This window comes from Streptomyces sp. Pv4-95 (genome assembly GCF_045782725.1).
Classification (GTDB): Bacteria; Actinomycetota; Actinomycetes; order Streptomycetales; family Streptomycetaceae; genus Streptomyces.
Window position 1 is genome coordinate 942465 of record NZ_CP127172.1, and the last position, 13027, is coordinate 955491.

The 13027-nt window shown below is 73.5% G+C and carries 11 protein-coding genes; 8 read left to right on the plus strand and 3 right to left on the minus strand.

From position 1 onward, the window contains the following. Entirely contained in the window at positions 1-549 is a 549-nt protein-coding gene (gene mug, locus QOM21_RS04400) for a G/U mismatch-specific DNA glycosylase (protein WP_407548351.1), read from the plus strand. Between the two features lie 115 nt (positions 550-664). Here the strand turns inward: mug and QOM21_RS04405 are convergent, their stop codons facing one another. Further along, entirely contained in the window at positions 665-1051 is a 387-nt protein-coding gene (locus QOM21_RS04405) for a hypothetical protein (RefSeq protein WP_407548352.1), read from the minus strand. Positions 1052-1355: 304 nt separating this feature from the next. Between QOM21_RS04405 and QOM21_RS04410 the strand changes: the two genes are divergently transcribed. Further along, a complete protein-coding gene (locus QOM21_RS04410) occupies positions 1356-2513 on the plus strand; it encodes an ROK family protein (protein WP_407555575.1) in 1158 nt (385 codons plus the stop codon). Positions 2514-2582: 69 nt separating this feature from the next. Here QOM21_RS04410 and QOM21_RS04415 read toward each other — a convergent pair whose 3' ends face one another. Next, a complete protein-coding gene (locus QOM21_RS04415) occupies positions 2583-3329 on the minus strand; it encodes a GntR family transcriptional regulator (protein ID WP_407548354.1) in 747 nt (248 codons plus the stop codon). A gap of 231 nt (positions 3330-3560) precedes the next feature. On the opposite strand from QOM21_RS04415, the gene QOM21_RS04420 reads away from it, so the two are divergent. Next, positions 3561-4238, plus strand: coding sequence for an aspartate/glutamate racemase family protein (locus QOM21_RS04420; RefSeq protein WP_407548356.1), 678 nt, complete (start codon positions 3561-3563; stop codon positions 4236-4238). A 30-nt stretch (positions 4239-4268) separates the two neighbouring features. On the opposite strand, the gene QOM21_RS04425 is transcribed toward QOM21_RS04420, so the two are convergent. Continuing rightward, the gene (locus QOM21_RS04425; protein WP_407548358.1) at positions 4269-5153 is read right to left on the minus strand and encodes an RNA polymerase sigma-70 factor; all 885 of its coding nucleotides are present in this window, start codon (positions 5151-5153) and stop codon (positions 4269-4271) included. 215 nt (positions 5154-5368) lie between these two features. Between QOM21_RS04425 and QOM21_RS04430 the strand changes: the two genes are divergently transcribed. From QOM21_RS04430 to QOM21_RS04450, 5 genes are all read left to right on the plus strand, one after another. Beyond that, a complete protein-coding gene (locus QOM21_RS04430; RefSeq protein ID WP_407548360.1) occupies positions 5369-6199 on the plus strand; it encodes an alpha/beta fold hydrolase in 831 nt (276 codons plus the stop codon). A 292-nt stretch (positions 6200-6491) separates the two neighbouring features. Further along, positions 6492-8066 carry an alkaline phosphatase D family protein gene (locus QOM21_RS04435; protein ID WP_407548362.1) on the plus strand — a complete coding sequence of 525 codons (1575 nt, stop codon included), beginning with the start codon at positions 6492-6494 and terminating at the stop codon, positions 8064-8066. 83 nt (positions 8067-8149) lie between these two features. Next, complete coding sequence (locus QOM21_RS04440) at positions 8150-9529, plus strand: GNAT family N-acetyltransferase (protein ID WP_407548364.1); 1380 nt, start codon at positions 8150-8152, stop codon at positions 9527-9529. A 218-nt stretch (positions 9530-9747) separates the two neighbouring features. Next, complete coding sequence (locus tag QOM21_RS04445) at positions 9748-11442, plus strand: DUF885 domain-containing protein (RefSeq protein ID WP_407548366.1); 1695 nt, start codon at positions 9748-9750, stop codon at positions 11440-11442. Between the two features lie 141 nt (positions 11443-11583). Then, positions 11584-13011, plus strand: coding sequence for a GNAT family N-acetyltransferase (locus tag QOM21_RS04450; protein WP_407548368.1), 1428 nt, complete (start codon positions 11584-11586; stop codon positions 13009-13011). Positions 13012-13027: the final 16 nt, after the last annotated feature.

The following is a 13027-nucleotide window of genomic DNA, read 5'->3' on the forward strand; positions in this document are numbered from 1 at the left end:
GTGGGTTTCACACCGGAGGAACTGCAGGCCGCTCGCGACCGCCTCGTCCCTGACGTCGCGGCGAGCGGCCTGCGGGTGCTCTTCTGCGGGATCAATCCCGGGCTGCTGTCGGCGGCCACCGGCCATCACTTCGCCCGGCCGGGGAACCGGTTCTGGCCGGTCCTGTACGCCTCCGGATTCACGCCGCGGGTGTTCAGGCCCGCCGAGCAGGAAGAGCTGCTCGCGCACGGAGTCGGTATCACCAATGTCGTGGCGCGGGCGACCGCGAAGGCCGACGAGCTGACGGCGGAGGAGCTCCGCGAAGGCGGCCGGCTGCTGGCCGAGAAGGTCGCCCGGCTGCGCCCGCGCCGGCTGGCCGTCGCCGGTATCACCGCCTATCGCATCGCCTTCGACGACAAGCACGCCACGATCGGGCCCCAGGAACGCACCCTGGGCGACACCCGTATCTGGGCACTGCCCAACCCCAGCGGCCTCAACGCGCATTGGACGCCCGCCGCCATGGCGGAGGAATACGGCCGGCTGCGCGAGGCAGCCTTCGCCGAGCACTGAGGCGGCCTTCGCCGAGCACTCCTGAACCCGGCGCCGACCCGCCACACCCTGCGGCGCGTCCATCACCGTCGTACCCGGCGTCCCTTCGCCTCCCCTCGCCTGCCCCAGGCATCGGTCAGCCTCCCGGCACCGCCCCCGCCCCGATCGCCACCACCACTTGGTACGGCAGCTCCGGGCCGCCCTGACCTGCACCGATGCCCAGCCAGCGGTCCCCCGCGCGCCAGGTGTGCAGCCGCGGCACCACGCCGCACAGCAGGTCCAGCGGCGGCCCGACCGGCAGGCCCATCGCCACCCGCTCCAGCCGGCCCGCGAGGTCCAGGACGGCGGGCTCGCCCCACCGTAAGGACAGCACGGTGGTCAGCGCCGCCAGCGCGGCGGCGCAGTCCTCGCCCGCCTCCTGCGCGTCCGCCGCATCCGCCTCCCAGAGCGCGGCGCTCTCCCACAGCTGTGCCACATGGAACTCCGGTCCGCTCCCGCCTCTGGCGAAGCGCTCCCTGCGCACCGGGAACGCACGCGCGAGCAAGGCATCGATCAGCGCCACCTGTTGCGCGGTCGTGGCCAGGGCGGTGCCGGTCGCGGGGGTGGTGCGCGCCGCCGCACTCATGGGCTGCTCTCCTGACGTCATACCGTCAGTAAACCGCCGGGGTCTGACAATTGGCCGCCCGTCAGTCGCCGACGATCACCGACGGCGCCCGCACACCTGGCGCCGCCCGCCGACCGCTCCGCCCGCGCCGCCTCTCGGGGCTCGCCGCACACCCGCTGACCGGCTACGATCCGCCAGACACGCAACGCGAGGGAGACGGACGTTGGGGCGGCTCACCGGTGGGGATCCCTCCCTGCTGCGACGTATCAACTCCGCGGTGGTGCTGCACGCTCTGCGCGCCGCGGACTCCCCCACGCTCACCCACCTCGTCCAGGTGACGGGCCTGTCCCGGCCGACCGTCGAGGGCGTGGTCGAGGGGCTCATCGAGACCGGCCTCGTGGTCGAAGCCGCCGTGGAGGAGGGCGAAGCGCGCCGCCAGGGCCGGCCGGCCCGCCGGTACCGCTTCCGCACGGAGGCCGGGCATCTGCTGGGCATCGAGATCGGACCGCACCGTGTCTCGGCCCTGCTCTCCGATCTCGGCGGGCAGGTGCTGGGCTCCGCGCAACGCGCCGTGGCGGAGACCGCCCCCGCCGACGAACGGCTGGAGCGCGTACGGACCGTGGTGGCCGACCTGCTGCGCCGTGCGGGAGTGGCGCGTGGTTCCCTGCGGGCCGTCGGTGTGGCCGGACCGGGCATCGTCGAGGCGGACGGCACCGTACGGCTGAGCACCGCACTGCCCGGCTGGACCGGCCTCCCCCTGGGTGACCGGCTGCGGCGTTCCTTCCGCTGTCCGGTGCTGGTCGAGAACGACGCCAACGCCGCCGCGGTGGCCGAGCACTGGAAGGGCGCGGCCACCCGGTCCGATGACATCGTTTTCGTGCTCGCGGGGCTGAGCCCGGGGGCCGGTTCGCTGATCGGGGGACGGCTGCACCGAGGGTTCGGCGGGGCGGCCGGGGAGATCGGCGCACTGCATCTGCTGGGCCGCGAGGCGACCCCGGAGACGCTGCTTTCGACGACGGGCGAGCCGCTGCACCCGCTGGACGAGGCACAGGTGGCCAAGGTCTTCGCCTTGGCGCGCGACGGGGACGAACAGGCACGTCAGGCCGTGGACCGCTTCATCCAGCGGCTGGTGCACGACGTCGCGGCGCTGGTGCTCGCGCTCGACCCGGAACTGGTGGTGGTCGGCGGGTGGGCGGCGGGGCTGGCCGGTGTGCTGGAGCCGCTGCGCGAGGAGCTGGCGCGCTACTGCCTGCGCCCGCCTCAGGTCGCGCTCTCGATGCTGGGCGAGGCCGCGGTGGCGACCGGCGCGCTGCGGCTCGCGCTGGATCACGTCGAGGCCGAACTCTTCGCGGTGGAGGGCACGGTGACGGGCCGCCGCTGACGCGCGCCCACTTCACCGGCGGAGAGACCCGCGCCCCCTCCCGGACACGGGCCCCGGAGCGGCGTCGGCTCAGCCGGCGAGCAGGGACACCGCGTCGCTCTCCCCGAAGGTGAGGCGGCAGGTGTCCGCGCGGTAGGTGGCGACCGCGACCGCGGTGGTCCGGCCCTCGGAGACATAGCGGGTGGTGACGACGAGCACGGGCGCGCCCGGCAGCCGGTCCAACTGCTTGGCGTCCTCCGCGCGGGCCGACCCCAGCTCCACGGTGCGGTCCCGGCCCTCCAGTTCGCGCGCCTGGAGCTCGTGCAGTACGGCGCGGGCATGGGCAGCGGCGCTGACCGGCGCCACTCCGGAGCAGCCGGGGACCGCCGATGCGAGGACGTACAGCAGCTCGGCGGCGACCGGCTGGCCGCCCGTGACCCGGCTGCGGCGCACCAGGTGGATGCGGTCACCGGAGGCGGTCTCAAGGAGGGCCGCCACCGCGGCGGGCACCGCGTCGGTCTCGACGGCGTCGACCGGCTGCCAGTCGTCCCCGGGGGCACCGGGCCAGGTGTCGCTGGCGGGGTCGACGGCGACGCCGACCCGCGGCGGTGCGACGGTCGTGCCCACGCCGCGCCGGCGCTGCAGCCTGCCTTCCAGCTCCAGTTGTTCCAGCGCCTGCCGGAGCGTGGCACGGGCGACGCCGAACCGCGCCGCCAGGTCACGTTCGTTGGGCAGGATCTCGCCGACCGTGAACTCGGAGTCCAATGCCTCGCTGAGCACGGTCTTGAGGTGCCAGTACTTCGGCTCCGGCACCGTTTCGAGCTGCGTGGTCCCCACCCTGTCCTCCGCACTGGCCATTGCCCCGCGGGGCTCTGCCGTCAACCGGACACGGGCTCGCCCGGAGCCCGGAATATGAGCACTTCTTTATTAAAGGTTGTTGCAGTATCCCGACGATATGGCCGCCCCCACCCTTGGTCAAGACCAATGCCCCATCCGGTGGACCGCCCGCCCCCGTCGCACCCCGGACACCCCGCACGACCTGCGGCGACTCTCGCTACCCTCACCGTCATGCTCACCCTGCTGCACACCTCGCCCGTCCACGTCCCGGTTTTCGACGCGCTGCGCGACGAGGATGCCCCGGGGTTCGCGCTCCGCCACCTCGTCCACCCCGAACTGCTCGCCCGGGCACGGGAAGAGGGCCCCGAAGCGGTGGCGGGGCAGGTCGCCGACGTACTCGGGCGTGCCGTGCGGGACGGCGCGCGGGCGGGGCTGTGCACCTGCTCGACGATCGGGTCGGTCGCCGAGAAGGCCGGCGTGGCGCTCGGCCTGCCGGTTCTGCGGGTGGACCGGCCGATGGCCGCGGCCGCCGTCGCCGCCGGCCCGCAGGTCACGGTGCTCGCCTCGGTGTCGAGCACGCTGGGGCCCACCGCGGACCTGATCGCGGAGGAAGCGGAGCGGGCCGGGCGCGTGGTGAGCGTGCGCGAGGTACTCGTGCCGGACGCCTGGGAGCGCTTCGAAGCCGGCGACGAGGACGGCTATCTGACGGCGGTGGCCACCGCCGCGCAAGGGGAACGGGACACCGACGCCATCGTGCTGGCGCAGGCGTCGATGGCGTCGGCCGCCGCACTGATGACGGACGCCGGCGGGAGCGGTGTGCCGGTGCTGTCGAGCCCGCGCTCGGGCCTGCGGGCCGCCGTACGGGAGGCCGCCCACCCGGGGGCGGGCCGAGCGGCGCCCACGCGGTGACCCGGGGCGGGCCCTTCCGCGCCGGGCCGGTCAGCTCTTCGCGAGCGAGGCGAGCTTGTCGGGGTTGCGCACGATGTAGACCGTCGCGACCCGGCCGTCGACGACGTCGAGCTGGATGACGGAGTCCGGCACTCCGCCGTAGTGGGCCAACAGCGCCACCCCGCCGTTGAGTTCCAGGATGCTGAACTCCATGCCGGGCGGCGGCGAACCCGCGGCGCCCACCAGGAAGCGGGCGATCTTGTCCGCCGAATGGATGATCCGCAGCGGCGCCTTGGCCTTCCCTCCGCTGTCCCCGACCAGCCGCGCGTCGGCGGCGAGCAGGCGCAGCAGGCCGTTCAGGTCCTCGCCCGTCGCCGCGGCGAGGAATCGCTCGGTCAGCTCGCGCTGCCGCTCGGCGTTGACCTCGAAGCGGGGCCTGCCCTCCTCCACATGCCTGCGGGCGCGTGCCGCCAGCTGCCGTACCGCCGCCTCGCCGCGGTCCAGGACGGTGGCGATCTCGCCGTACGGGTAGCCGAACGCCTCGCGCAGCACGAAGACGGCCCGCTCCAACGGGGAGAGGGATTCCATGACGACGAGCATCGCGAGCGTGACGGTCTCGGTGAACACCGCCCGCTCCGAGGTGTCGGGGGCGCTGCCGGCCGTGTCGGTCGCGAGGGGTTCCGGCAGCCAGGGGCCCACGTAGGACTCGCGGCGCGCCTGGACCTGCCGGAGGCGGTCGATGGCCAGCCGGGTGGTCACGCGCACCAGGTAGGCGCGCGGTTCGCGGACCTCGCTGCGGTCGGCCGCCGACCAGCGCAGCCATGCCTCCTGGACGACGTCCTCGGCGTCGGCGACGCGGCCCAGCATGCGGTAGGCCACGGCGTGCAGCACCGGTCGGTGCTCTTCGAAGACTTCGGTCGCAAGATCCGTCAGCACTGCTCCATCCCACCGGTCCGCCGTCGCCTTGTCCAGCCGGAACGGCGGAGTGCGGGCCGCCCGCGGCGTGGTGTGCGGCACAGCGCCGGGTGCGGCCCGGGCCCCGGGCGGCCTCGGATCCCCCCCCTCCCCGTACCGCTCGGTAGCCATTACTGGCATCGTGGCTGCGCACATCCGGCAACAACGCACGTCACGCGAACTCTTGAGGAGTCCCCATGGCCGCCTCGGTCTCCTTCGCCCGCATCACCTCCGCAGACCGGCCGCCGTGCACGCTGGCCTACGAGCGCAAGGGCGCGGGTGAGCCCCTCGTCCTGCTGCACGGCATCGGCCATCACCTCCAGGCGTGGCGCCCGGTCTGCGACATCCTCGCCGCCTCGCACGAGGTCATCGCCATGGACCTGCCCGGTTTCGGCGCCTCCCCTGGCCTTCCCGGCGGTTGCTCCTACGACATTCCGACGGTGGTCTCGCTGCTCGCCGAGGCGTTCACGGAACTGGGCATCGAGCGGCCCCACGTGGCCGGGAACTCGCTGGGCGGGCTGCTCGCCCTGGAGCTGGGCCGCCGCAACGCCGTACGGTCCGTCACCGCCCTTTCGCCGGGCGGCTTCTGGACGCCGGCGGAGCGCCGCTACGCGTTCGGTGTGCTGCGCGGCATGTACGCGGGGGCGCAGGCGCTGCCGGAGCCGGTCGTGGAGTCGCTGGCCCGGTCCGCCCTGGGGCGCGCCTCGCTGACCGGCACCATCTACGCCCACCCCGGGCGTCGATCGGCCGACGCGGTCGTCGCGGAGACCCGGGCGTTGCGTACCGCCCCCGGGTTCGCGCCCACGCTGGAGGCCGGCCGCGCGGTCCAGTTCACCGCCGATGTGCCGGACATCCCGGTCACCATCGCCTGGGGCAGCCGGGACCGGCTGCTGCTGCGCCGCCAGGGGGTGCGCGCGAAGCAGACGATCCCGGGCGCCCGGCTGGTGCGGCTGCCGGGCTGCGGGCATGTGCCGATGAACGACGATCCGGCGCTGGTCGCCCGGGTCATCCTCGACACGATGGGCTGACGGCCGGATCCGGCCACGACGGCCCGGACGTCCGGGTGCGGTCCGTCGCGGCGGCCCGCCCGCACTGCTTCCCGCGCGGCGGGCGGCGGCGGCCCCGCCTGCGACGCGAAACAGGAACCGCCGGGGCCGGAACGACGTCTAGGCGATCGGCCCGCGCGCTTGCGACCATGGGCCCGGCCGGTGGCCGCCGTACACGAGCACCGGCAGGTGTTCACCGCATGTTCGGCCGCGGGGCATCGGGCAGCGGTACGAACGGGACGTCACCGAGGTCGATCGAGCGATGGAGGTTCATATGGCGCCGGGATCCGGCAGGGGCTTCGGACGGCGGTCACTGCTGCACGGCACGGCGGCCGGGTCCGCGGCGCTGGCGCTGCCCGCCCTGTCCTGTGCCGCACCGGCACAGGCGCGCAGTGGCCGGCCGACCGCCGAGTGGGGAGTACAGGTCGGGGATGTCACGACGTCCTCCGGGCTGGTCTGGGTACGCTCGGACCGACCGGCCCGGATGGTGGTGCAGACGGCGGCCACCGAGTCCTTCCGCAACGCCAGGACCTGGCACGGCCCGGTGATCGGAGCAGGCACCGACTTCACCGGCGTCACCTCGCTGCACGGGCTGCCGTCCGGTGAGCAGATCCACTACCGGGTGCTGCTCGCGGACCCCGACGACCCGCGGCACACCGGTGAACCGGCCACCGGCACCTTCCGTACCGCGCCCCGGCAGCGCCGCCAGGACGTCCGCTTCCACTGGTCGGGGGACCTGGCCGGCCAGGGCTGGGGGATCAATCCGGACCGCGGCGGCTACCGCATCTATGAGGAGATGCGCCGCCGCAACCCGGACTTCTTCCTGTGCAGCGGCGACAACATCTACGCCGACAGCCCGATCACCTCCCGGGTCACGCTGCCGGACGGCCGTATCTGGCGGAATGTCACGACCGAGGAGAAGTCGAAGGTCGCCGAGACCCTCGCGGAGTTCCGCGGCGCGTTCCGCTACAACCTGCTGGACGACAACCTGCGCCGCTTCAACGCCCAGGTGCCCACGATCGTGCAGTGGGACGACCACGAGGTCCACAACAACTGGTATCCGGGGCAACTGCTCGACGACGCCCGGTACACCGAGAAGGACGCGGACGTGCTCGCCGCGCGCTCGCTGCGCGCGTTCGGCGAGTACTTCCCCGTCCGTACGCTGCGCGCGGACGGGGACGGGCGGGTCTACCGGGTGGTGCGGCACGGCCCGCTGCTGGATGTGTTCGTGCTGGACATGCGGCGCTACCGCAACGCCAATTCGCCCGGACGGCAGACGGACGACCCGCAGGGCATCCTCGGCGCCGATCAGCTGCGCTGGCTCAAGCGTGAGCTGTCCCGGTCGCAGGCGGTCTGGAAGGTGATCGCCTCGGATATGCCGCTGGGCCTCGTCGTCCCGGACGGCAAGACGAACTTCGAGGCCGTCGCGCAGGGCGATCCGGGCGCTCCGCTGGGCCGCGAGCTGCAGCTGGCGGAGCTGCTGCGGCACATCAAGCACCACCGGGTGACCGGGACGGTGTGGCTCACGACCGACGTCCACTACACCTCGGCGCAGCACTACGCGCCGGAGCGGGCGGCGTTCAAGGACTTCGCGCCGTTCTGGGAGTTCGTCTCCGGGCCGCTGAACGCCGGCGGCTTCCAGGCGCTCAAGCTGGACGGAACCTTCGGGCCCACTCAGGCGTTCATCAAGGCGCCGGACCGTGCCAACACCTCCCCCGCGGAGAGTCCGCAGTACTTCGGCGAGATCGACATCGACGGGGGCAGCGGGGAGCTGACGGTGCGGCTGCGGCAGGAGGGTGGCGAGGTGCTGTTCAGCAAGGTACTTCAACCTGGACAGGTGGGGCAGTAAAGGCCAATGCGTCGATTACGTCTTTTACCCGTCCGACACAATGTGTTGGCGATCAGGCAACACCGGTCGGCGAGGCTGTCTGCATGACTGAAGCATCCTCTGCCAACAGCTCCCGTCGCCACCACTGGCGCCGGGGCGTCGTCGAACTGGCCGCCCTGTTCACCACCGCAGCGGTCGCGGACGCCCTCGCCGATGCCCTCGGCTTCTCGGGCCCGGCTCTGCTGTGCGCCGCGGCCCTCGCCGTCTCGGGCTTCCACATCCGGTGGTCACGCCGCCACGAAAACGCCCCGCCGCCGACCGATACCGGCGCCGCGGCGTCGTCCTCCACCGCCGGGCCCGAAGCCCGCGGTCCCGAGACGACGCTGTGGCGGATGCGGACCACGGTCCGGGACGAGCCGGGCAGCCTGGCCGCCCTGTGCACGGCACTCGCCGCGTGGCGGGTGGACATCCTCAGCCTGCAGACCCACCCGCTGTCCGACGGCACGGTCGACGAGTTCCTGCTGCGCGCGCCGACCGCGGTCCAGCCCGAGGAGCTGACCCGTGCGGTGTCCGGCGCCGGCGGCGCGCGCACCTGGCTGGAGCGTGCCGACGCCCACGACCTCGTCGACGCACCGACCAGAATGCTGGGGCTGGCGACACGCACCGCGCTGGACTCGGCCGAACTGCCGCTGGCCCTGCGGCAGTTGCTGGGCCGCTGCACCATCCATTCGGTGCCCGCCCGGTCGTTGAGCGGCCAGCCGCTCGCCGAGCAGGTGCCCGTCGAGGGCGTGCTGGAGGAGCACCTCATGAAGTTCCGCGACCCCTCCGGGGGGTCTCTCACCATCGAAAGGCCGCAGTTGCCGTTCACCCCCACCGAGTTCGCCCGGGTGCGCGCGCTGACCGAGCTGGACAACCGGCTCGGTCAGCGGGTCCCGCCGCGGCGGGATGTGCTGACGCTGCCCGAGGGCAACGAGATCACCATCCGCCGCGCCGGCCCCTCCGACCAGGTCGCCGCCCGCGAGATGCACGACCGTTGCTCCTCCGGCACCCTCGACCTGCGCTACCACGGCCCGGTCTCCGACGCGGACCGCTACCTCGGGCACCTGCTCAGCCCGCGGTTCGGCCGCACCCTGGCGGTGGAGACCGCGTCCGGCCGCCTGGTGGCGCTCGGCCATCTGCTGTGGGACGGCGACGAGACCGAGGTCGCCCTGCTGGTCGAGGACGCCTGGCAGCAGCGGGGCATCGGCGCGGAGCTGCTGCGGCGGCTGGTGGCGATGGCGGCCGAGGCTGGCTGCGACAGCGTGTACGCCATCACCCAGGCGTCCAACACCGGCATGGTGGCGGCGATGCGTGGCCTCGGGCTGCCGCTGGACTACCAGATCGAGGAGGGCACGCTCGTGATCACCGCTCGTCCGGCGCCTCTCCCGGCCCGCCATGAGGCCCGGGAGATCATCCGGGTGCGGGACGGCTCCGGCCGCCGCTGAGCCGCCGTCCCACCGTCCGGCCCCGGTGCCGGGCGGCAGGATCGACGCGAGCCGACCGCCGGGGTGCCGAGCGCACCCCGGCGGTCGGCGCATACGGGCCACCGCGCGCCGCGGGGCCCGCAAGGCCCCCTCGATCGGGCCACCGTTTCGAAAACTGACAGGAACGTCCGGCGGAATGATGGTGACGCGGTGGGGGCATCCGTACGAGGATGGCCCGCATGTCCAACACCACTCCTTCCGGCGGCGGCCCGCTGCCCCGCCAGGTCGCCGATGCCTATGTCGACGCGCTCGTCGACCTGGACCCGATCACCGGCACCTTCCTCGGCATCGCCGAGAGTTCCGGTCAGCTCCCCGACTTCTCGCCGACGGGCCAGGAGGCGGTGGCGCAGCTCGCGCGTACGACGCTGGAGCGGCTCACCGAGGCCGAGACCCGGCCGGGCGCCGACAGCGCCGCGGAAAAGGTCTGCGCCCGGCTGCTGCGCGAGCGACTGACCGCCGAACTCGCCGTACACGAGGCGGGTGAGGGCCTGCGCACCGTCAGCAACCTCAGCTCGCCGCTGCACCACGTCCGCGAGGTCTTCACCGTCACCCCCGCCGAGACCGACGAGGACTGGGCGGCGATCGCCCGGCGTCTGCGGGCGGTGCCCGCAGCGCTGGAAGGCTACCGGGCCTCGCTCGAAGCCGGCCTCAAGCGGGATCTGCCTGCCGGACCGCTGCAAGTGGTCACCGTCGTGGGGCAGTTGACCGAGTGGATCGGTACGGACCGCAGCTGGTTCGCCGAGTTCACCGGTGCCGGCCCGGAGGCGCTGCGCGCGGAGCTGACCGCGGCCGCCGAGGTGGCGACCGGGGCGCTGGTGGAGCTGCGTGACTGGTTCCGTGACGACTACGCCCCCGCGGTCGCGACCGCGCCGGACGTCGTCGGCCGGGAGCGCTATGCCCGGCTGGCGCGCTACTTCAACGGCGCCGACCTCGACCTGGACGAGGCGTACACGTACGGCTGGTCGGAATTCCACCGGCTGCTGGCCGAGATGGAGACCGAGGCCGAAAAGATCCTGCCGGGCGCCAAGACCCCGTGGGAGGCGCTGGCCTGGCTCGACGACAACGGCGAGGCCGTCGAGGGCGTCGAGGAGACCCGGCAGTGGCTCCAGTCGCTCATGGACGAGGCCATCGACGCCCTGGACGGCACCCACTTCGAGCTCGCCGAGCGGGTGCGCCGGGTGGAGTCGCGGATCGCGCCGGTGGGCAGCGCCGCGGCCCCGTACTACACCCAGCCGTCGCTGGACTTCTCCCGTCCCGGCCGCACCTGGCTGCCGACGATGGGCGAGACCCGCTTCCCCGCGTACGACCTGGTGTCCACCTGGTACCACGAGGGCGTGCCCGGCCATCACCTCCAGCTGGCCCAGTGGGCTCATGTCGCCGAGGACCTCTCGCGCTACCAGACGACCGTGGGCATCGTCAGCGCCAACGCCGAGGGCTGGGCGCTGTACGCCGAGCGCCTGATGGACGAGCTGGGCTTCCTCAGCAACGCCGAGCGGCGGCTGGGGTATCTGGACGCGCAGATGATGCGGGCGGTCCGCGTCATCATCGACATCGGCATGCATCTGGAGCTGGAGATCCCGGCGGACTCGCCCTTCCACCCGGGTGAGCGCTGGACGCCCGAGCTGGCGCACGCGTTCCTGGCGAGCCATTGCAGCAGGCCCGCCGACTTCGTCCAGAGCGAGATCATCCGCTACCAGGGCATGGCCGGGCAGGCGATCGGCTACAAGCTCGGCGAGCGGATCTGGCTCAAGGGCCGGGAGGCGGCCCGCGCCCGCCGGGGCGCGGACTTCGACCTCAAGGCATGGCACATGGCCGCGCTCTCACAGGGCTCCCTCGGCCTGGACGATCTGCTGAGCGAGCTGTCGGCGCTCTGACGTCCCACCGGTGACCGGCGGACGGCCGGCGGCAGGGCGGCACGCCGGCCCGGCCCGCCGGACACCCGCCGGCCACCGGTCCCGCGCGAACGGCCGGCCCGCCTCGTGTTGTGGCCGGCCGTCACCGTAGGGTCCGCTGACATGACAGTGGGCTCCGCGGCGGACAGGCCGCTCTTTCTGCTCCCCGGCGATCCGCTTCGTGCCCGGCGTACCGACCCGCACTTCGCGCCGGAGGCGGCGGCAGCGCAGGCGGCCGGAGCGGCGACCGCGGTGCTGGATCACGAGGCGCTGCTCGCCGGGGACGACGAGCGTGCCGTCGCACGGGTGCCACGCGACGCCGGCCCCGTCTGGTACCGCGGCTGGATGCTGCCGGCGGAGCGCTACGCCACGCTGGCCGCTGCCCTTTCGGCGCGGGGCTGTCGCCTCCTGACCCCGCCCGGCGCGTACCGCACCGCCCATGAACTCCCCGGCTGGTACGCGACGTTCCAGACCCTTACGCCCGCCAGCGCGTGGCAGCCGTGTTCACCGGGCCGGCCTCCCGGGGAAGCGGAACTGGCGCAGCTGGCCGAGCCGTTCGGCGGGCATCCCCTCGTCGTCAAGGACTGGGTGAAGTCCCGCAAGCACGAGTGGGCGGAGGCGACCTTCGTCCCCGATGCGGCCGACACCGCCCGGCTGTCCGCGGTCGTCGAACGGTTCGTGACGCTCCAGGAGGACTCCTTGACCGGGGGCGTGGTGCTGCGCGCCTTCGAGTCGTTCGACGCGGCGGGCGAGGCCCGGGTGTGGTGGGTGGACGGCGAGCCGGTCCTCGTCGGCGCGCATCCGGACACTCCGCGGCTTTGCCCGGTGCCCGATCTGGCCCGGGTGGCCGATGCCGTACGGGAGTTGGGCTGCCGCTTCGTCACCACGGATGTGGTGCGGCGCTCCGACGGTGCCTGGCGGGTGGTGGAGGTCGGCGACGGCCAGGTCAGCGGGCTGCCCGAAGGAGCTGATGCGGGTCCGCTGTTCGAGGCCCTGGTCGCCGTCGGAGCGGGCTTCCCGCTGACGCTCGCGGCGGGCCGGCTCGCCCTGCGCGCCTTGCTGCCGACCGCGGCGGCACAGGTCGCGGACGGCGAGCCCGCGGGGTACGACTGGGTGGACGGCACACCGCCCCGGTCCACCTCCGCAGGCGCCGAGATCGCCGTACGCGAAGCCATCGCGGCCGGTCTGAAGCGCCCCGGCTGGAGCGGCTACGTCCTCACCGACGCCGGGACCGGCACCGCTCTGGGCAGCATCGGCTTCCACGGCCCGCCCGACGCGGAGGGCCGGGTGGAGATCGGCTACGACCTCTCGCCCTCCGCACGCGGCGCCGGGTGGGCGACCGACGCGGTGCGACTGCTGACCGGATGGGCGGCGGAGCGCCCGGAGGTGGCAACGATCTGCGCTGTGACCGAGCCGGAGAACGCGCCCTCGCAGCGTGTGCTGGCACGCGCCGGGTTCCGCTTCGCCGGCGAACGCGACGGCCTGCGGGCGTACGAGTTGCGGACGGGGGCCGCCGTTGCCGCAGGTGGATGCGGCGAAGGAACCACCTGACGCGGACGCTTCCCCG